This is a genomic window from Streptomyces sp. NPDC001222 (assembly GCF_042896945.1).
Taxonomy (GTDB): Bacteria; Actinomycetota; Actinomycetes; order Streptomycetales; family Streptomycetaceae; genus Streptomyces; species Streptomyces gibsoniae.
In genome coordinates, this window is record NZ_JBIAXT010000001.1 from 328,331 (window position 1) to 346,813 (window position 18,483).

Consider the following 18,483-nt stretch of genomic DNA (forward strand, 5'->3'; position numbering starts at 1 on the left):
GAGGAGAGTGTGTCATGTGCTCCGGTAAGGGAGCACTAAAGTTTTGCTGTGCCGGGTCCTTCCGTCACAGACCTGGAATCCGGCCGTTGCGGAACAGGTCCACGAAGATCTGGTGGTCGGCACGCGCGCGTGCGCCGTACGTGTGAGCGAAGTCCACCAGCAGCTCCGGGAAGCCGGCCTCGTCGGCGGCGATCGCCGCGTCGATGGCCCGCTCCGTCGAGAAGGGCACGAGGGACTCGCCGGACTGGTCGTCCGCCGCCGCGTGCATCGCGGCCGTGGCCCGGCCCAGGTCGGCGACGACCGCCGCGATCTCCTCCTGGTCGTCGATGTCGCCCCAGTCCAGGTCCACGGCGTACGGCGACACCTCGGCGACCAGCTGGCCCGCGGCGTCCAGCTCCGTCCAGCCCAGCCAGGGGTCGGCGTGCGCCTGCAGGGCACGCTGCGAGATCACCGTGCGGTGGCCCTCGTGCTGGAAGTAGTCGCGGATCGCCGGGTCGGTGATGTGACGGGAGACGGCCGGGGTCTGGGCCTGCTTGATGTAGATCACCACGTCGTTCTCCAGGGCGTCGCTGTTGCCCTCGAGAAGGATGTTGTACGACGGCAGGCCCGCGGAGCCGATGCCGACGCCGCGGCGGCCCACCACGTCCTTCACGCGGTAGGAGTCCGGGCGGGCCAGGGACGACTCCGGGAGGGTCTCCAGATAGCCGTCGAAGGCCGCCAGCACCTTGTAGCGCGTGGCCGCGTCCAGCTCGATGGAGCCGCCGCCGGGCGCGAAGCGGCGCTCGAAGTCGCGGATCTCGGTCATCGAGTCCAGCAGCCCGAAGCGGGTCAGCGAGCGGGCGTCACGCAGCGCGTCCAGCAGCGGGCCCTGGGCGGTGTCCAGGGTGAAGGGCGGGACCTCGTCGCTCTTGGCACCGGTCGCCAGGGCGTGGACGCGCTCGCGATAGGCCGCCGCGTAGACCCGGACCAGCTCGGTGATCTGCTCGTCGCCGAGCGCCTTCGCGTACCCGATCAGCGCCACGGAGGCGGCGAAGCGCTTCAGGTCCCAGGTGAAGGGGCCGACGTACGCCTCGTCGAAGTCGTTCACGTTGAAGATCAGGCGGCCCGTGGAGTCCATGTAGGTGCCGAAGTTCTCGGCGTGCAGATCGCCGTGGATCCACACGCGCGAGGTGCGGTCGTCCAGGTACGGGCCGCCGCGCTTCTCGGAGTCCAGGTCGTGGTAGAAGAGGCACGCCGTGCCCCGGTAGAACGCGAAGGCGGAGGCCGCCATCTTGCGGAACTTCACGCGGAACGCGGCCGGGTCGGCGGCGAGCAGCTCGCCGAAGGCGGTGTCGAAGACGGCGAGGATCTCCTCGCCGCGTTGCTCAGCGCTGAGCTGCGTGACCGACATCGCGGGATGCCTCCAGGTGCAGGTGGTGCGTGACGTGTGGGGACCGGATCGCCCGTTCCCTTCCAACGGACGACGGTACGCGGAAAGTGCCCGTGTCCCCCGCACGAGGGCGCGGACGGCAGGGCCCGTGTCCATCGCACGCAGGTACGGATGCACGGTCCGCCGTGTTCCGCGTTCCCCGGGGTTCCTCGGTACCTGAGGTTCTTCGGTACCTCGGCACCTGAGGTTCGTGGGGTTCTCCGGTTCTTCCGGATGAAGGTACGTGGGGAAGCCCGCCGGGTGTCAGTGCCGAGGCATAGACTTCGACGCTGTCCCCCCAGACTGTCCACAGCCGGTCGGACATCCGGCACCGGGGGTCCGCCCGTCTCCCGACCACCGCCCTCAATTGGAGGCCGAAACCGTGTCCAAGCCGCCGTTCACGCACCTGCACGTCCACACCCAGTACTCGCTGCTGGACGGTGCCGCGCGGCTGAAGGACATGTTCAACGCGTGCAACGAGATGGGCATGACGCACATCGCCATGTCCGACCACGGCAACCTCCACGGGGCGTACGACTTCTTCCACACCGCGACGAAGGCCGGAATCACCCCGATCATCGGTATCGAGGCGTATGTCGCCCCCGAGTCCCGGCGCAACAAGCGCAAGATCCTCTGGGGCCAGCCGCACCAGAAGCGGGACGACGTCTCCGGTTCCGGTGGTTACACCCACAAGACGATGTGGGCGGTGAACAGGACAGGCCTGCACAACCTCTTCCGGCTCTCCTCGGACGCATACGCCGAGGGCTGGCTGCAGAAGTGGCCCCGGATGGACAAGGAGACCATCGCGCAGTGGTCCGAGGGGATCGTGGCCTCCACCGGCTGCCCCTCCGGCGAGGTGCAGACCCGGCTGCGCCTCGGCCACTTCGACGAGGCACTGAAGGCCGCCGCCGAGTACCAGGACATCTTCGGCAAGGACAAGTACTTCCTGGAGCTGATGGACCACGGCATCGAGATCGAGCGCCGGGTCCGCGACGGCCTGCTGGAGATCGGCAAGAAACTCGGCATCCCGCCGCTGGTCACCAACGACTCGCACTACACCTACGCGCACGAGGCGGGCGCCCACGACGCCCTGCTGTGCATCCAGACCGGCAAGAACCTCTCCGACCCGGACCGCTTCAAGTTCGACGGCACCGGCTACTACCTGAAGTCGACGGACGAGATGTACGCCATCGACTCCTCGGACGCCTGGCAGGAGGGCTGCGCCAACACGCTTCTCGTCGCCGAGATGGTGGACACCTCCGGCATGTTCGAGAAGCGCGACCTCATGCCCAAGTTCGACATCCCCGAGGGCTACACCGAGGTCACCTGGTTCAAGGAGGAGGTCCGCCGCGGCATGGAGCGCCGCTTCCCGGGCGGCATCCCCGAGGACCGCCAGAAGCAGGCCGACTACGAGATGGACGTCATCATCTCGATGGGCTTCCCCGGCTACTTCCTCGTGGTCGCCGACTTCATCATGTGGGCCAAGAACAACGGCATCGCGGTCGGCCCCGGCCGAGGCTCCGCGGCCGGCTCGATCGTCGCCTACGCCATGGGCATCACCGACCTCGACCCGATCCCGCACGGTCTGATCTTCGAGCGGTTCCTCAACCCCGAGCGCATCTCCATGCCCGACGTCGACATCGACTTCGACGAGCGCCGGCGCGTCGAGGTGATCCGTTACGTGACGGAGAAGTACGGCGCCGACAAGGTCGCCATGATCGGCACGTACGGCACCATCAAGGCCAAGAACGCGATCAAGGACTCCGCGCGCGTGCTGGGCTACCCGTACGCGATGGGCGACCGCATCACCAAGGCCATGCCCGCCGACGTCCTCGGCAAGGGCATCCCGCTGTCCGGCATCACCGACCCGAACCACCCCCGCTACTCGGAGGCGGGCGAGGTGCGCGGGATGTACGAGAACGAGCCGGACGTGAAGAAGGTCATCGACACCGCCAAGGGCGTCGAGGGACTGGTGCGCCAGATGGGTGTGCACGCGGCCGGCGTGATCATGTCGAGCGAGACCATCACCGAGCACGTGCCCGTCTGGGTGCGGCACACCGACGGCGTGACCATCACCCAGTGGGACTACCCGAGCTGTGAGTCGCTCGGCCTGCTGAAGATGGACTTCCTCGGTCTGCGCAACCTGACGATCATGGACGACGCCGTGAAGATGGTGAAGTCCAACAAGGGCATCGACATCGACCTGCTGGGACTCCCGCTGGACGACCCCACGACCTTCGACCTGCTCCAGCGCGGTGACACGCTCGGTGTCTTCCAGTTCGACGGCGGCCCCATGCGCTCCCTGCTGCGCCTGATGAAGCCGGACAACTTCGAAGACATCTCCGCCGTCTCGGCCCTGTACCGCCCGGGCCCGATGGGCATGAACTCCCACACGAACTACGCGCTGCGCAAGAACAAGCAGCAGGAGATCACGCCGATCCACAAGGAGCTTGAGGAGCCCCTCGAGGAGGTCCTCGCGGTCACCTACGGCCTGATCGTCTACCAGGAGCAGGTGCAGAAGGCCGCCCAGATCATCGCCGGGTACTCGCTCGGCGAGGCCGACATCCTCCGCCGTGTGATGGGCAAGAAGAAGCCCGACGAGCTGGCGAAGAACTTCACCATCTTCCAGGCGGGCGCCCGCAAGAACGGCTACAGCGACGAGGCCATCCAGGCCCTGTGGGACGTGCTGGTCCCGTTCGCCGGCTACGCGTTCAACAAGGCCCACTCCGCGGCGTACGGCCTGGTGTCCTACTGGACCGCCTATCTGAAGGCGAACCACCCCGCCGAGTACATGGCCGCGCTCCTCACCTCGGTCAAGGACGACAAGGACAAGTCGGCCGTCTATCTGAACGAGTGCCGCCGCATGGGCATCAAGGTGCTCCCGCCGAACGTCAACGAGTCGGAGGCGAACTTCGCCGCCCAGGGTGACGACGTGATCCTCTTCGGCCTCTCCGCCGTGCGCAACGTCGGTACGAACGTCGTGGAATCGATCATCAAGTGCCGCAAGGCCAAGGGGAAGTACGCGTCCTTCCCGGACTACCTCGACAAGGTCGAGGCGGTGGTCTGCAACAAGCGCACCACGGAGTCGCTGATCAAGGCGGGCGCCTTCGACACGATGGGCCACACCCGCAAGGGCCTCACCGCGCAGTACGAGCCGATGATCGACAACGTGGTCGCGGTCAAGCGCAAGGAGGCCGAGGGCCAGTTCGACCTCTTCGGCGGCATGGGTGAGGAGCAGAGCGAAGAGCCCGGCTTCGGCCTGGACGTCACCTTCACCGACGACGAGTGGGACAAGACCTATCTGCTCGCCCAGGAGCGGGAGATGCTCGGTCTCTACGTCTCCGACCACCCGCTCTTCGGACTGGAGCACGTGCTGTCCGACAAGGCCGACGCGGGCATCGCGCAACTCACCGGAGGCGAGCACGCGGACGGCGCGGTCGTCACCATCGGCGGCATCATCTCGGGCCTGCAGCGCAAGATGACCAAGCAGGGCAACGCCTGGGCGATCGCCACGGTCGAGGACCTCGCCGGCTCCATCGAGTGCATGTTCTTCCCGGCGACCTACCAGCTGGTGTCGACCCAACTCGTGGAGGACGCCGTGGTGTTCGTCAAGGGCCGCCTCGACAAGCGCGAGGACGTACCGCGGCTGGTCGCGATGGAACTCATGGTCCCGGACCTGTCGAACGCGGGCACCAACGCGCCCGTGGTGCTCACCATCCCCGCGATGAAGGTCACCCCGCCGATGGTGAGCCGCCTCGGTGAGATCCTCAGCCAGCACAAGGGCGACAGCGAGGTGCGGATCAAGCTTCAGGGACCGAGCAAGACGACCGTCCTCAGACTGGACCGCCACCGCGTCAAGCCGGATCCCGCGCTCTACGGCGATCTGAAGGTCCTGCTCGGACCCTCCTGCCTGGCGGGCTGACCGTTCCCGACGGCCCGTTCGCAACGACGGCGTACGCGAGGGGCGCACCCATCAAAGGGTGCGCCCCTCTGTGCATATCCAGGCTCCCTGGCCACGCGGGGCTTCAGGTGCCCTGGCGCGGGCTTCAGTTGTGGCCGAAGCTCTTCTGCTTCTTACGGGCAACATCCGCAGGGCTGCCCTGGACCTGCGCTATCGGGGACTCGTGGGCCTCCGCGGTGGAGGACCTCTGCCCCTTCTCCGGGGCCTGCTCGGCCTGGGAGGAGCGGTTCTGCGGGCCCGCCTGCTTGCGGTTCTTGTTCTTGGCCATGGTGATCTGCCTCCTGTGGGGGATCTGAGGGCCAGAGCCGGGACCAGATTCACATAGCCTGACAACAGTCGCATGTCGGATAATTACCGTGTGTGACAACGCCTGTTCGTGCGCAGCCGTCCCGATCCGCCACGCCGAAGATCGAGTTCGGGCCGTTAACCTCCCCGTGGTCGGGCAGACTCGAAGCAAGCCCGAAGCAAACCTCCCGGAAAGAGGGTGGATCGCGTGGACCGCTGCATCGTCCTGGTGGACGCCGGGTATCTGCTCGGGGCTGCCGCGAGCCTGCTCGCCGGGGAGCCCTCGAGGTCCCGGATCACGGTCGACCACGCCGCCCTCATCCAGGGGCTGCGCGAGCGCGCCGAGTCCGACACCGAACGGCCCCTGCTGCGCATCTACTGGTTCGACGGCGCCCCCGACCGGGTTCCCCAGCCCGAACACCGCAGGCTGCGCGTGATGCCCCGGGTGACCGTGCGGCTGGGCGCACTGACCCGCAGCGACGGGCGCTGGGCGCAGAAGGGCGTCGACGCCGCGATGCACGCCGAGCTGACCGAGCTGGCCCGCAACCGCGCCTGCTCGGACGTCGTGCTCGTCACCGGCGACGGGGATCTGCTGCCGGGCATGATGGCCGCCAAGGAGCACGGGGTCGCCGTACACCTGTGGGCCGTGCAGGCCGCGGACGGCGACTACAACCAGTCCGAGGACCTGGTCGCCGAGGCCGACGAGCGGCGGGTGCTCGACCGCGCCTGGATCACCCAGGCCGTACGCGCCAGGGAGCCGGGCGGGGTGTGCGCGCCCCAGCCGGACCCCCGTCCGGAGATCGCCGCGATCCTGTCCGCGCCCCTGCCCGAGCCGGCGCTCGCGGCCACGCCGGACCGGGCCGCCCCGGAGCCGGAGCACGCCGCGGCGACCGCGTCGCGCAACGGCACCCAGGAGCGCGTACCGGCGTCCAAGGGGGTGCCGACGCCGAAGGACCTGGCCGCGCTGCGGGCGCCCGGCCCGCCGGCCGTGCAGCAGCCCGCAGGGGCGACGCTGCGCTGGTCCTCCGACAGGGGGTGGGTGGACCGGCCGGTCGCGGCGGAGTCGTCGGAGGCCACCTCCCTGCCCACCCTGGCGCAGCTGACGACCGCGGAGCAGCGGTGGGCCGACCGGGAGGAGGACATCACCACGGTCGGTGGCGATCCCTACGAGGTGGGCCAGGTGTTCGCCCGGCGGTGGATCGAACGGCTCGCCGACGCCGCCCCTCTGCAGAAGCTCTCGGGCATGTATCCGCGGGTGCCGCACCGCATCGACGGGGAGCTGCTGCGTTACGCGGCCCGCTTCGGCCTTCTCGCCCACAAGGACGACCAGATCGACGAGAACGACCGGTACGCGATCCGGGCGGGATTCTGGCGGGAGATCGGCCAGCGCACCTCGACGGAGCACGCCTCCGGCGGCGAGTAGCGCACGGACGCCTCGGACGGGCCCCGGGGACCGCCCGGCGTCCGTCACCCCTTACCCTCGTCCTTTGTGAACACGCGCACCGCACCGGCACCACGGCAGGATGACGATGTCGTGTGCGCCGTGCGCGGGCTGACCAAGACCTATCCGGCGGTACGAGGCCGGCGCGGCGCGCCCGGTACGCCCGAGGTGCGGGCCACCGACGGCGTACGGCTGGACGTCCGGCGCGGGGAGATCTTCGGGCTGCTCGGGCCGAACGGGGCCGGCAAGTCCACCGTCGTACGCCAGCTGACCGGGCTGCTGCGGCCCGACCGCGGCACCGTAGAGATCCTCGGCCATGACATCGTGCGCCACCCCGAGCGGGCCGCACGCATCCTCGCCTACCTCGGGCAGGAGTCCAGCGCCCTCGACGAGCTGACCGTCTCCCTCGCCGCCGAGACGACCGGGCGGCTGCGCGGCCTCGAACTGCGCGAGGCCCGCGCGGAGCGGGACGCGGTGCTCGACGAACTCGGGCTCACCCCGATCGCCGGACGCCCGCTGAAGAAGCTCTCCGGCGGTCAGCGCCGCCTAGCCTGTTTCGCCGCCGCCCTGATGGGACAGCGCCCGCTGCTCGTGCTCGACGAGCCGACGACCGGGATGGACCCCGTCGCCCGGCGCGCGGTGTGGGCGGCCGTGGACCGGCGGCGGGCCGAGCACGGCGCGACCGTGCTGCTGGTCACCCACAACGTCATCGAGGCCGAGACGGTCCTCGACCGGGTCGCCGTGCTCGACCGGGGGCGGGTCATCGCCTGTGACACCCCGGCCGGGCTCAAGGAGCGGGTCGCGGGCGAGGTGCGCGTCGAGCTCGTCTGGCGCGAGCGGGCGCCGCTGGAGGTCCCGGAGGTCGCGGCGCTGCAGGCCCGCGCGGTGGCGTCCGGCCGCCGCTGGTCGCTGCGCATGGGGCCGGAGGAGGCACGCGCGGCCGTCGCCACGGTCACCGGCGGTGCCGCCTTCGCCGCCCTGGACGACTTCACCCTGGCCACGCCCAGCCTGGAGGACGTCTATCTGGCGCTCGGCGGCAGCACCCAGGGTCTGGTGAAGGCATGAGCGTCCGGGGCGCCGAAGCCGTATGCACCGGAAGGGGTGCCGTGTCCGCGGGGGACGGGACGGCGGCAGGAACGAAGAGGAGCAGCGCGACGTGAGTGTCGTACCCGCCGAGGTTCTGCCCGGCGCGCGGGTGGCGGAGGACGGCGGCCGGGGCGCGGCCGACCTGGGGCCGCGGGCACGGTTGTGGCCGTCGCTGGCCGCCGTGTACCGGGCGCAGCTGTCCCGGGCGCGGGTCGCGCGGATCCCGCTGCTGTTCGTGGCGACCTTCCAGTCGATCGGCATCATGATCATGATGCGTGGGGTCGTGGACGGCGGGGGCGACGCCCGCTCCGTGGTCGCCGGGTCGTCGGTGCTGGTGGTCGCGTACGTCGGTCTCAATCTGCTGGCGCAGTACTTCGGGCAGCTGCGCGGCAGCGGCGGGCTCGACCACTACGCGACGCTGCCGGTGCCGGCCGCCGCGGTGGTTCTGGGGGCGGCGGGCGCCTATGCGTCCTTCACCGTGCCCGGAACCGTGGTGACCGCCGTCTCCGGATGTGTGCTGTTCGGGCTGCCGCTCGCCCATCTGTGGGTGCTGGCCGCGGTGATCCCGCTGTCCGGGGCGGCGCTGTCCGGACTCGGCGCCGCGCTCGGACTGCTCGCGCCGCGTCCCGAACTGGCGACCCTGCTGGGGCAGTTGGGCATGTCGGCGGCGCTGCTGCTGGGGGTGCTGCCGGCCCATCGGATGCCGGAGGCCATCCAGGTCCTGCGGGATCTGCTGCCGTCCACCTATGGGGTCGAGGCGTTTGCGCGGACCTTCGGGGGGCACCCGGACTGGCCGTTGGTCCTCGGTGACCTGGCCGTGTGCGCCGCTGTCGGAGCGGCCTCGCTGGCCCTGGCGACCTGGGCGTACCGTCGGGCGGCCGTCCGGTGACGCGGCTGACAGACACGACTGGCAGGATGTGAAGGTGACCGCTCCGTTGACTCCGCCTCCGCCGCCGCATGAACAGCCCCCGCACGACGGGTGGCAAGCCGTGTCCACCCCACCCGGGGTCGGCCCCGCTCCGCACGGTGCCACGGCCGCGTACGGCGCGGACGGGCCCGGTATGAAGATCGAACTCCGGGACGCCGTCGCGATCACGGTGGTCGTCGCGATCGCCGGGGCGCTGCTCGGCGTGCTGTGGTCCTGGCTCTCGCCGCATGTGCCGCTGGTGGGGGACGTCGTCGACAACACCTGGGTCGTCTATCTGAAGGACACCGAGGGGGAGCAGGCCATCGGGGTGGACGGGACGTTCACGCTGCTCGCGCTCGCGTTCGGGGCGGTCAGCGCGCTCGTCGTCTTCCTGCTGCGCAAGCGGGGCGGGGTGCCGCTGGTCGTGGCGCTCGCCGTCGGCGGGCTGCTCGGCTCCCTGCTCGCCTGGCGGGTGGGTATCTGGCTGGGGCCCCCGCAGAACGTGCTCGCGCACGCCAAGGACGTGGGCAAGGGCGTGACGTTCTCCGCGCCGCTCAAGCTCGGCGCGAAGGGGGCGTTGCTGGCCTGGTCGGTGGCGGCGCTGGTGGTGCACCTCGGTCTGACAGCGCTGTTCGGCCCCCGGGACCCGGACCCCTACGCGGCGCCGTACGGACCGGCCGCCCCGCCGGTGGCGTAGTCCGGGGCGCATACCCCCTGGTGAGGCGCCGGGTCAGCCCCGTGAGGCCGCCCGGCGCGGGATCGGTGGCGTGGTCACGCCGGACGGTGGCCGTGATTCGAGTGGCCCTTCTTCGTGCGCCATTTGCGCTTGCGTGTCCTCTTCGACATATTTCCGTACTAGTCGAAGACGGGCCGTTCGTCGAGTCGTCAGGCGCGGCCGATGGGGGCCAGGGTCGCGTCCGTGAGGCCCGCCAGGTCCTCGGGGGACACCTCGACCTCCAGTCCCCGGCGGCCCGCCGACACGCAGATCGTGGCGTGCGACGACGCCGAGGCGTCCAGGACCGTGCGCAGCCTCTTGCGCTGGCCCAGCGGGGAGATGCCGCCGCGCACATATCCCGTGGTGCGCTCCGCCAGTGCCGGGTCCGCCATGGCCGCCCGCTTGCCGCCCACGGCCGCCGCCAGCGCCTTCAGGTCCAGTGAGCCCGCCACCGGGACCACCCCGACCACCAGTGCGCCGTCCACGTCGGCCACCAGCGTCTTGAAGACCCGGTCGGGGGAGACACCCATCGCCTCGGCGGCCTCCTCGCCGTAGGAGGGGTGGGACGGGTCATGGTCGTAGGAGTGGACCGTGAACTCCACGCCGGCGGCCGTCAGCGCCACCGTCGCCGGAGTTCCGCCCGACTGCTGAGGTCCTTGCTTCTTCGCCTTCTTCGCCATCCGGCCTGTTCCTCGAAAGTCGTAGGTCAGTTCAGACTCGTCGGAGCCTGCGTCAGGTCCGACGCCGGCAAGGACGGCAGGTTACGGATGATCGCGGTCTCCGCGCGAAGGAGTTTCAGCTCGTCCCGCAGCCGCGAGGCGGTGTCCGGGGCCTGCAGCAGCCGCTGCTTCGTCGGCGTGTCCAGCATGACCGCGGCCGCCACCAGGTAGGACACCACCGCCGGTTCGTCGGGCAGCTCCGCGCCCGTGGACAGCGATCTCTCCCGCGCGCCCGCGAGCCGCTTCTGGTACTGGCGGAACGCCCGCAGCACGCCCTCGGCGAGGGCACCGGCCTCGTCGCCGGGCTCCTCCGCCAGCTCCTCCAGCTCGGCCGTCAGATAGGGGCCCGACGTGTCCACCGAGAGCAGCCGGACCCGTGTCGTGCCCGTCGCGAGCACCTCGAACGTGCCGTCTGCCCGCTCCCGGATCGTCGCCGCGTCCGCGATGCAGCCCACCCCGTGGAACGCCTTGGCCGGGTCGGAGCCGAAGCCCGCACCCGGTCCGCGCTCGGGCAGGGCGGTGGGATCGGGCATGCCCGACGCGCTCGGCGCCACCTCGTGGCCGTCGCGGATGGCGACGACGGCGAAGCGGCGCGGTTCGTCCTCGGGGGTCTTCAGCAGATCGCGCATCAGGGCGCGATAGCGCTCCTCGAAGACGTTCAGCGGGAGCACGAGTCCCGGGAACAGCACCGAGTTCAGCGGGAAGAGCGGGAGCCGGACGGTGGTCACGACCGGAAAGCCTAATGGTCGCGGACGGGAGCGTGTCCGGCGCGTTCACTCCGTGGGAGAACCGGAGCCGCCGGCGGGACGGCTCGCAGCGCCGCAGGTTCCCGGCTCACGCCCCTGCGCAGGTCCAGGAAACGGCCCAGCGGATCGTCCGAGAACCGGTCCCACGGGAACGACGTGGCGTACGGGCCGATCAGGTGCAGTTGGGCCAGCGCGTCCGGCCTGCGCTCCAGTGCGACCAGGACGTACGCGAGGAGATTGCGGACCTCCGCGACCCGGGGATCGGCGGGCGCGTGCCGCGACGACAGCGCGATCGACCGGTCCGCCGCCGCGTCCAGCCGCGCGCGGGACACCGCCGCGCCGCCGCCGTCCGTCAGATACGCGAAGGCGGCCCGCAGGGGCAGGGCCTGCATCAGCGAGCCGGGCGGCGTGTCGTGCGCGGCGGTCTCGGCGAAGTCGAAGCACTCGCCGTGCGAGCCGTGCCAGACGGCCGCCAGATACGCGAGGGCCGCGGCATGGCAGCCGTAGTGGTGCCGGGAGCGGCGCACCGCCTCCCCCCACAGCCGCTCGAACGTGATGTGGTCCGCGCCGACGCCGCGCGCGTGGTCGAGAGCCACCCGGCACGGCACCGGGTCCCGGGGATCGCCCTCGGCCGCCGCCGCGACCAACGGGCCGACCGCGCGCAGGAGTTCGACACGGGCCGGGGACTCCCAGCCGCGGGCCACCGCCAGCTCCGCCTTGACCAGGAGCGCGTCCGGATCGTCCGGGGCGGTCGCGCACCAGCGTGTGAACCACTCGTCCCGGGAGCGCGCGAAGGCGGCGAGCCGCGTCACATACCGGTCGCGGTCCTCCCACTCACCGGCCTTCCGGGTGGCCGCGAGCAGTTCGGCCGCCGGGCCGTGGTCGCCGCGCCCCGCGGCCACGAGCGCGGGGGCCAGTCGCGGGTCGGGCGCGTCGAGCAGGACGTCGTCGTCCGCGGGCAGCCCGTCGGCGGGGTGGGAGGAGGTACGTGCCGTCCCTGTCGTACGGAGGAGCGCGCGCAGCAGTGCCATGGTGTCGACCATTGAAAAGCCGCAGGTCGGGGCGCGCCAGCACGGTTCCGTAACCGACATTTAGTTGTACGCTCAACAGTCAAGAGTCGGTAAAGGTCGCGTTCGTTGTTGTTGGGCCGCTATGCGGCGGCTGTGCCGAAGTCTCGCGGTTTCATGAGTCCGCCGGGGTGTCGCGTGCGCGCCTCAGCCGCGCCGCAGCAGCCGGGTCGCGCCCGCCGCGACCGTCGTCGCGAGGATCCAGCCGAGCAGGATGACCACCGCCGACGCCCACTGCCATGCCCCGCTCAGCTGCCACTGGCCCGCCTGCCCGAGGTCGATGACCGGCAGCAGCAGGTCCAGGGCGAACAGGGAGGGGTTCCATGTCGGGTGCCCGTCCTTGTTGACCGGCGGATGGCTCGCGTGCGAGAAGGCGAGCGAGGCCGCCGCCCAGAGCACCGCCATCCACACCGCGGCACGGCCGGGCCGGTAGCCGTAGGCGACCGTCCAGTCCTGCACGTACCCCCACAGCTTCGCCGCGGGCGGCAGTGTCTCGCGTCGCCGCCGCTGCTTCGCGAGCAGCACCTCGCGGGCGTCCTCGTCCTCCCCGGAGTTGCGCAGCACCGTCGCGAGCCGCTCGTAGGGCTCGGGGTTGTACTCGGCGGTCGCCGCCGCCACCCACTCCAGGCGCCGGGCGAGCGGGAAGGCGTCCTGCGGGACGAGGTTCTCGTAGGTGAAGCCGCCCATGTGCAGATCGCCGGGGCCCGGCCAGCCGGCCCACCGGTCGACCAGGTTCACGATCCGCGCGCCCGACAGGACCACCTTGCCGCGTCCGGGCCGCTCGCCCAGGAAGCGCAGCTCGGGTGTCTGGACCCGGAGCAGGGACAGCTCCTGGCCCTCGTCCAGGACGAACCGGGCCCGGTCCAGGTCGACCGCGTCCCCGAACCGCCCGTCGTCCAGCCGGATGCCGCCCCGGCACTCGAACGGCTGCACCCGGGTGCCGCGCGCGGGTGTGGTGCCGCTGGTCACCAGCGGATTGCCGACGCCCGCGGGGGTCAGATACAGCGTCCGCTCCACCGTCAGCTGCGGAGCGTTCAGCGCCAGCCGGGAGTACGGGTTGGCCAGCCGGGCGCCGCGCAGGCTCAGCGAGACGCCCACGGAGGCGCTGCGCAGGCTCAGCTCGCCGTACGACTCCAGCATCTCGGCCTGGAGGTCCTGCCCGACGCTCAGCCCGTCCGCGGTGATCGAACGGCCCCGCCGGTCGCGCTGGACGACGGCCTGGTTGAGCAGCAGATCGGTGCCGATGTGCGCGTCGGTGAGCCGTACCCCGCCCTCGAAGCGGCAGCGCGGCAGATGCAGATCGCCCTCCGTGTGCAGCCGTGCCGCCTCCAGACGCGGCACCGAGCAGTTCACCAGCCGCAGGGTGGTGAAGCGGGCCTCCGGCAGCAGGACCTCGTGCTCGAACCGGCAGCCCTTCAGCTCCACGAAGGGGACGATCGTGCCGCCCGCCAGATCCAGCGTGTCCGTGATCCGCACACCGATCAGCTTGAGCGAGGACACGCGCCCCGCCAGCGCGGGCGGTCCGTCCAGCAGCAGCCAGGCCACGATGCGCGCACGGACGCTGCGCTCGGGCCCCCAGGGACGGTCGCCGTGCGGATCGTCCACGTCGGCGTCCCCGCTGCGCAGGTCGTACGCGCTGCCGTTGCGGAAGGCCTGCCACATGCCCGCCTCCGTGGCGGTCAGGTCGTCCGGCAGGTCCCCGGCGCGAAAGCCGGCACCCTCGGTCACGGCTCTTCCTTCCTCCCCGGTTACTCGTGAGTTTCGTACGACCGTTCATGCCCGTTGTGTGACAGGCCGAACGCCATCGGTGACGGCGATCTTCCGGATCCCGCCCCAGCCACCGGATCCGGCCACCCCTGGCGGGCCTCGGCGACTCACAAACCACTCGATCCGGCCATCACCCGTCCGGTGACCACCGCCCCGGGGCCGAGCCGCGAGGTCCGAGCGGACGGACGGCGTACGAAGGGGCGCACGGCGCGAGCCGGAATCGTGGTCCGGACGGGCGCGCGACGGAGTGATCCGGGGGCGCACAACGGCGCGCGACACGCCGTCGCGCGCCCCGCCGTGACACCGACACGCCGACCGCCCCACGGGCCCGTCGGCGGCCCGCGCCGCCCGGCCCCGGGGTGCGCCCGGTCCACGTTCCCGGTCCCCCCGCCGCCGTCCGGCCCAGGCCGGCCACGGTGCCTCACCCTCGCCGTGCGGAACCGGCCCCTTTCCCGCCCCTCACCACGGATCCCGTCCGCCCGCCCACGCTCCGTATCAGCCACTGATACGGCCGTCCGGCGTCTCGGCGCCGTCTGAGAGAATTGGCCCTGTGATCTCCCGAATCGATCTGCGCGGCGATGCCCTCCCCGAGGGTCCCGCCCTGCGTGACCTGCTGCCCCGAGCCGACTTCGACGTTCAGGCCGCCCTGGAGAAGGTGCGTCCGATCTGCGAAGCCGTGCATCATCGTGGCGACGCGGCGCTGATCGACTTCGCCGAGAAGTTCGACGGGGTGCGCCTGGAGTCGGTGCGGGTACCTGCCGAGGCCCTCAAGGACGCGCTGGAGCAGCTCGACCCGGCCGTGCGCGCGGCCCTGGAGGAGTCCGTCCGCCGCGCCCGGCTCGTCCACCGCGCACAGCGCCGCACCACGCACACCACCCAGGTGGTGCCCGGTGGCTCGGTCACCGAGAAGTGGGTGCCGGTCGAGCGCGTCGGGCTGTACGCGCCGGGCGGCCGCTCCGTCTACCCCTCGTCCGTGATCATGAACGTGGTGCCCGCCCAGGAGGCCGGCGTCGAGTCGATCGCGCTCGCGTCCCCCGCGCAGGCCGAGTTCGACGGGCTGCCGCACCCGACGATCCTCGCCGCGTGCGCCCTGCTCGGCGTCGACGAGGTGTACGCGGCCGGCGGCGCCACCGCCGTCGCGATGTTCGCGTACGGCACCGAGTCCTGCCCGCCCGCGGCCATGGTCACCGGCCCCGGCAACATCTGGGTCGCCGCAGCCAAGCGCTACTTCACGGGCCGGATCGGCATCGACACCGAGGCCGGTCCCACCGAGATCGCGATCCTCGCGGACGGCACCGCCGACCCGGTACACGTGGCCTCCGACCTGATCAGCCAGGCCGAGCACGACCCGCTGGCCGCCGCCGTACTGGTCACCGACTCGGTGGAGCTGGCCGACGCGGTGGAGCAGGAACTCAAGCCGCAGGTGGAGGCCTCCCGGCACGTCGAGGACCGGATCCGCCCTGCGCTCGCGGGCAAGCAGTCCGCGATCGTGCTGGTCGACGGCGTCGACGAGGGCCTGCGGGTGGTCGACGCGTACGGCGCCGAGCACCTGGAGATCCAGACGGCGGACGCCGCCGCGGTCGCCGACCGCGTGCGCAACGCGGGCGCGATCTTCGTCGGCCCCTGGGCCCCGGTGTCCCTCGGCGACTACGCGGCCGGCTCCAACCATGTGCTCCCGACCGGCGGCTGCGCCTGCCACTCCTCGGGCCTGTCCGTCCAGTCCTTCCTGCGCGGCATCCATGTCGTCGACTACAGCAAGGACGCGCTGGCCGAGGTCGCGCACCATGTGGTGACGCTGGCGGAGGCGGAGGACCTGCCCGCGCACGGCGCGGCGATCAAGGCCAGGTTCGGCTGGAAGGTACCGGCGAGCAAGTGAGCTTCGAAATCGACGATCTTCCCGTACGGGACGAGCTACGCGGCAAGTCCCCCTACGGCGCGCCCCAACTCGACGTGCCCGTACGGCTGAACACCAACGAGAACCCCTACCCGCTGCCCGAGCCGCTGGTCGAACGGATCGCCGAGCGGGTGCGCGAGGCCGCCCGTGGCCTGAACCGCTACCCGGACCGTGACGCGGTCGAGCTGCGCACCAGGCTCGCCGAGTATCTGACGAAGACCGGCGGCCACCGGGTCGGCGTCGAGAACGTGTGGGCGGCCAACGGCTCCAACGAGGTCATCCAGCAACTGCTGCAGACCTTCGGCGGGCCGGGCCGCACGGCGATCGGCTTCGAGCCGTCGTACTCGATGCACGCCCTCATCTCGCGCGGCACGGGCACCGGCTGGATCTCGGGACCGCGCGACGAGGACTTCACGATCGACGTCGGCGCCGCCGAGAAGGCGATCGCCGAGCACCGGCCCGACGTCGTCTTCATCACGACCCCGAACAACCCCACGGGCAACGCGGTCCCGACGCGGACGGTCCTCGCCCTGTACGAGGCGGCGCAGGCCGCGCGGCCGTCCATGGTCGTCGTGGACGAGGCGTACATCGAGTTCAGCCACGGCGACTCGCTGCTGCCCCTCCTCGAAGGTCGGCCGAATCTCGTCGTCTCACGGACGATGTCGAAGGCGTTCGGGGCCGCCGGCCTCCGCCTCGGCTATCTCGCCGCACACCCGGCGGTCGTGGACGCCGTCCAGCTCGTCCGGCTGCCCTACCACCTCTCCGCGATCACCCAGGCCACCGCCCTGGCCGCCCTGGAGCACACGGACACACTGCTGAAGTACGTCGAGCAGCTGAAGTCGGAGCGGGACCGGCTGGTTGCCGAGCTGCGGGCGATCGGCTTCGAGGTCACCGCCTCCGACGCGAACTTCGTGCAGTTCGGGCGGTTCGAGGACGCCCACGCCGCCTGGCGGGAGATCCTCGAACGGGGCGTCCTGGTCCGCGACAACGGTGTACCGGGTTGGCTGCGGGTCACCGCCGGAACCCCCGAAGAGAACGACGCGTTCCTCGACGCGGTACGTGAACTGAAGAAGGAGCAGAGCGCATGAACCGCGTTGGGCGCGTGGAGCGCACCACCAAGGAGACCTCGGTGGTCGTCGAGATCGATCTCGACGGCACGGGCCGGACCGACATCTCGACCGGGGTCGGCTTCTACGACCACATGCTCGACCAGCTCGGCCGGCACGGTCTGTTCGACCTCACCGTGAAGACCGAGGGCGATCTGCACATCGACTCGCACCACACCATCGAGGACACCGCCCTCGCCCTCGGCGCCGCCTTCAAGCAGGCGCTCGGCGACAAGGTCGGGATCTACCGCTTCGGCAACTGCACGGTCCCGCTGGACGAGTCCCTCGCCCAGGTCACCGTCGACCTGTCCGGCCGCCCGTACCTCGTGCACACCGAGCCCGAGAACATGGCGCCCATGATCGGCGAGTACGACACCACGATGACCCGGCACATCCTGGAGTCCTTCGTGGCCCAGGCCCAGATCGCGCTGCACGTGCACGTGCCCTACGGGCGCAACGCCCACCACATCGTGGAGTGCCAGTTCAAGGCACTGGCCCGGGCCCTGCGCTACGCCAGCGAGCGCGACCCGCGCGCGGCCGGCATCCTCCCGTCCACGAAGGGTGCGCTGTAAGCCATGAACAGCACTTCGACCGTCCTCATCGTCGTCGGCCTCTTCCTCGTCGGCGGGATCATCTCCTTCGCCAAGCAGCAGATGCCGAGGAGCCTCATCGTGCTGCTCTCGATCGGCGCCGGCATGTGCCTGGTGGCGGGCGTCATGCGGCTGGGGGTGTGGAGTTGAGCGACCCGAAGAAGGTCGTGGTCTTCGACTACGGCTTCGGCAACGTCCGTTCCGCCGAACGCGCCCTCGCACGCGTGGGCGCGGACGTCGAGATCACCCACGACTACGACCGGGCCATGAACGCCGACGGCCTGCTGGTGCCGGGCGTCGGCGCCTTCGCCGCCTGTATGCAGGGCCTGCGCGGGGCGCGCGGCGACTGGATCGTCGGCCGCCGGCTGGCCGGTGGGCGTCCGGTGATGGGCATCTGCGTCGGCATGCAGATCCTGTTCACCCGCGGCATCGAGCACGGCGTGGAGGCCGAGGGCCTCGACGAGTGGTCCGGCACGGTCGGGCCGCTCCAGGCCGACGTCGTGCCCCACATGGGCTGGAACACGGTCGAGGCGCCGGCCGACTCCGAGCTGTTCGCCGGGCTGGACGCGGACGCCCGGTACTACTTCGTGCACTCCTACGCCGTCCACGACTGGCAGCTGGAGACGCACAACCCGACGCTGCTCGCCCCCAAGGTGAGCTGGTCGACGCACGGCAAGCCGTTCGTGGCGGCCGTGGAGAACGGGGCCCTGTGGGCCACCCAGTTCCACCCCGAGAAGTCCGGCGACGCCGGAGCGCAGCTGCTCACCAACTGGATCGGAACCCTGTAGACC

The 18,483-nt window shown here is 71.0% G+C and carries 16 protein-coding genes; 10 read left to right on the plus strand and 6 right to left on the minus strand.

Annotation, left to right across the window (positions count from 1 at the left end; genetic code table 11):
• Positions 1 to 64 precede the first annotated feature (64 nt).
• The gene (locus ACFY2Z_RS01495; protein WP_390742140.1) at positions 65 to 1,390 is read right to left on the minus strand and encodes a DUF2252 domain-containing protein; all 1,326 of its coding nucleotides are present in this window, start codon (positions 1,388 to 1,390) and stop codon (positions 65 to 67) included.
• 400 nt (positions 1,391 to 1,790) lie between these two features.
• Here ACFY2Z_RS01495 and dnaE point away from each other — a divergent pair, with 400 nt between their 5' ends.
• Entirely contained in the window at positions 1,791 to 5,330 is a 3,540-nt protein-coding gene (gene dnaE / locus ACFY2Z_RS01500) for a DNA polymerase III subunit alpha (RefSeq protein WP_390742141.1), read from the plus strand.
• Positions 5,331 to 5,454: 124 nt separating this feature from the next.
• On the opposite strand, the gene ACFY2Z_RS01505 is transcribed toward dnaE, so the two are convergent.
• A complete protein-coding gene (locus ACFY2Z_RS01505) occupies positions 5,455 to 5,637 on the minus strand; it encodes a hypothetical protein (RefSeq protein WP_390742142.1) in 183 nt (60 codons plus the stop codon).
• 225 nt (positions 5,638 to 5,862) lie between these two features.
• Here ACFY2Z_RS01505 and ACFY2Z_RS01510 point away from each other — a divergent pair, with 225 nt between their 5' ends.
• The 4 genes from ACFY2Z_RS01510 to ACFY2Z_RS01525 all read left to right on the plus strand — a co-directional run bounded on the left by ACFY2Z_RS01510 (position 5,863) and on the right by ACFY2Z_RS01525 (position 9,785).
• Positions 5,863 to 7,077 carry an NYN domain-containing protein gene (locus ACFY2Z_RS01510; protein ID WP_390742143.1) on the plus strand — a complete coding sequence of 405 codons (1,215 nt, stop codon included), beginning with the start codon at positions 5,863 to 5,865 and terminating at the stop codon, positions 7,075 to 7,077.
• Between the two features lie 111 nt (positions 7,078 to 7,188).
• Positions 7,189 to 8,160 carry an ABC transporter ATP-binding protein gene (locus ACFY2Z_RS01515; RefSeq protein ID WP_390742418.1) on the plus strand — a complete coding sequence of 324 codons (972 nt, stop codon included), beginning with the start codon at positions 7,189 to 7,191 and terminating at the stop codon, positions 8,158 to 8,160.
• Positions 8,161 to 8,251: 91 nt separating this feature from the next.
• Entirely contained in the window at positions 8,252 to 9,070 is an 819-nt protein-coding gene (locus ACFY2Z_RS01520) for an ABC transporter permease (protein WP_311690919.1), read from the plus strand.
• A 34-nt stretch (positions 9,071 to 9,104) separates the two neighbouring features.
• On the plus strand, positions 9,105 to 9,785 hold the full coding sequence (locus tag ACFY2Z_RS01525; RefSeq protein ID WP_390742144.1) for an AAA family ATPase: 681 nt from the start codon (positions 9,105 to 9,107) through the stop codon (positions 9,783 to 9,785).
• Positions 9,786 to 9,973: 188 nt separating this feature from the next.
• Here ACFY2Z_RS01525 and ybaK read toward each other — a convergent pair whose 3' ends face one another.
• From ybaK to ACFY2Z_RS01545, 4 genes are all read right to left on the minus strand, one after another.
• Positions 9,974 to 10,483 (minus strand): Cys-tRNA(Pro) deacylase, encoded by a 510-nt coding sequence (ybaK, locus tag ACFY2Z_RS01530; protein WP_390742145.1) that lies wholly within the window; start codon positions 10,481 to 10,483, stop codon positions 9,974 to 9,976.
• A gap of 26 nt (positions 10,484 to 10,509) precedes the next feature.
• Positions 10,510 to 11,250: an LON peptidase substrate-binding domain-containing protein gene (locus ACFY2Z_RS01535; RefSeq protein WP_390742146.1), complete on the minus strand. Its 741-nt coding sequence runs from the start codon at positions 11,248 to 11,250 to the stop codon at positions 10,510 to 10,512.
• A gap of 11 nt (positions 11,251 to 11,261) precedes the next feature.
• Positions 11,262 to 12,299 (minus strand): hypothetical protein, encoded by a 1,038-nt coding sequence (locus ACFY2Z_RS01540; RefSeq protein WP_390742147.1) that lies wholly within the window; start codon positions 12,297 to 12,299, stop codon positions 11,262 to 11,264.
• Between the two features lie 183 nt (positions 12,300 to 12,482).
• Positions 12,483 to 14,063: an oxidoreductase gene (locus ACFY2Z_RS01545; RefSeq protein ID WP_390742148.1), complete on the minus strand. Its 1,581-nt coding sequence runs from the start codon at positions 14,061 to 14,063 to the stop codon at positions 12,483 to 12,485.
• Positions 14,064 to 14,652: 589 nt separating this feature from the next.
• On the opposite strand from ACFY2Z_RS01545, the gene hisD reads away from it, so the two are divergent.
• From hisD to hisH, 5 genes are read left to right on the plus strand one after another with little or no spacing between them, the layout of a single operon-like run.
• Complete coding sequence (hisD, locus tag ACFY2Z_RS01550) at positions 14,653 to 15,978, plus strand: histidinol dehydrogenase (RefSeq protein ID WP_390742149.1); 1,326 nt, start codon at positions 14,653 to 14,655, stop codon at positions 15,976 to 15,978.
• The gene (locus ACFY2Z_RS01555) at positions 15,975 to 17,084 is read left to right on the plus strand and encodes a histidinol-phosphate transaminase (RefSeq protein ID WP_390742150.1); all 1,110 of its coding nucleotides are present in this window, start codon (positions 15,975 to 15,977) and stop codon (positions 17,082 to 17,084) included. Before hisD ends, ACFY2Z_RS01555 begins: the two co-directional genes overlap by 4 nt.
• Positions 17,081 to 17,674: an imidazoleglycerol-phosphate dehydratase HisB gene (hisB, locus tag ACFY2Z_RS01560; protein WP_355903856.1), complete on the plus strand. Its 594-nt coding sequence runs from the start codon at positions 17,081 to 17,083 to the stop codon at positions 17,672 to 17,674. The genes ACFY2Z_RS01555 and hisB overlap by 4 nt, the downstream gene beginning before the upstream one ends.
• A 3-nt stretch (positions 17,675 to 17,677) precedes the next feature.
• Positions 17,678 to 17,842 carry a hypothetical protein gene (locus ACFY2Z_RS01565; RefSeq protein WP_365158893.1) on the plus strand — a complete coding sequence of 55 codons (165 nt, stop codon included), beginning with the start codon at positions 17,678 to 17,680 and terminating at the stop codon, positions 17,840 to 17,842.
• The gene (gene hisH / locus ACFY2Z_RS01570; RefSeq protein ID WP_390742151.1) at positions 17,833 to 18,480 is read left to right on the plus strand and encodes an imidazole glycerol phosphate synthase subunit HisH; all 648 of its coding nucleotides are present in this window, start codon (positions 17,833 to 17,835) and stop codon (positions 18,478 to 18,480) included. The genes ACFY2Z_RS01565 and hisH overlap by 10 nt, the downstream gene beginning before the upstream one ends.
• Positions 18,481 to 18,483 lie beyond the last annotated feature (3 nt).

What these genes read in the sequence shown, in the direction of transcription:
- ACFY2Z_RS01495 (WP_390742140.1), bottom strand. Translation starts at nt 1,390, where the DNA reads ATGTCGGTCACGCAGCTCAGCGCTGAGCAACGCGGCGAGGAGATCCTC.
- ACFY2Z_RS01505 (WP_390742142.1), bottom strand. Translation starts at nt 5,637, where the DNA reads ATGGCCAAGAACAAGAACCGCAAGCAGGCGGGCCCGCAGAACCGCTCC.
- ybaK (WP_390742145.1), bottom strand. Translation starts at nt 10,483, where the DNA reads ATGGCGAAGAAGGCGAAGAAGCAAGGACCTCAGCAGTCGGGCGGAACT.
- ACFY2Z_RS01540 (WP_390742147.1), bottom strand. Translation starts at nt 12,299, where the DNA reads ATGGCACTGCTGCGCGCGCTCCTCCGTACGACAGGGACGGCACGTACC.
- hisB (WP_355903856.1), top strand. Translation starts at nt 17,081, where the DNA reads ATGAACCGCGTTGGGCGCGTGGAGCGCACCACCAAGGAGACCTCGGTG.
- ACFY2Z_RS01565 (WP_365158893.1), top strand. Translation starts at nt 17,678, where the DNA reads ATGAACAGCACTTCGACCGTCCTCATCGTCGTCGGCCTCTTCCTCGTC.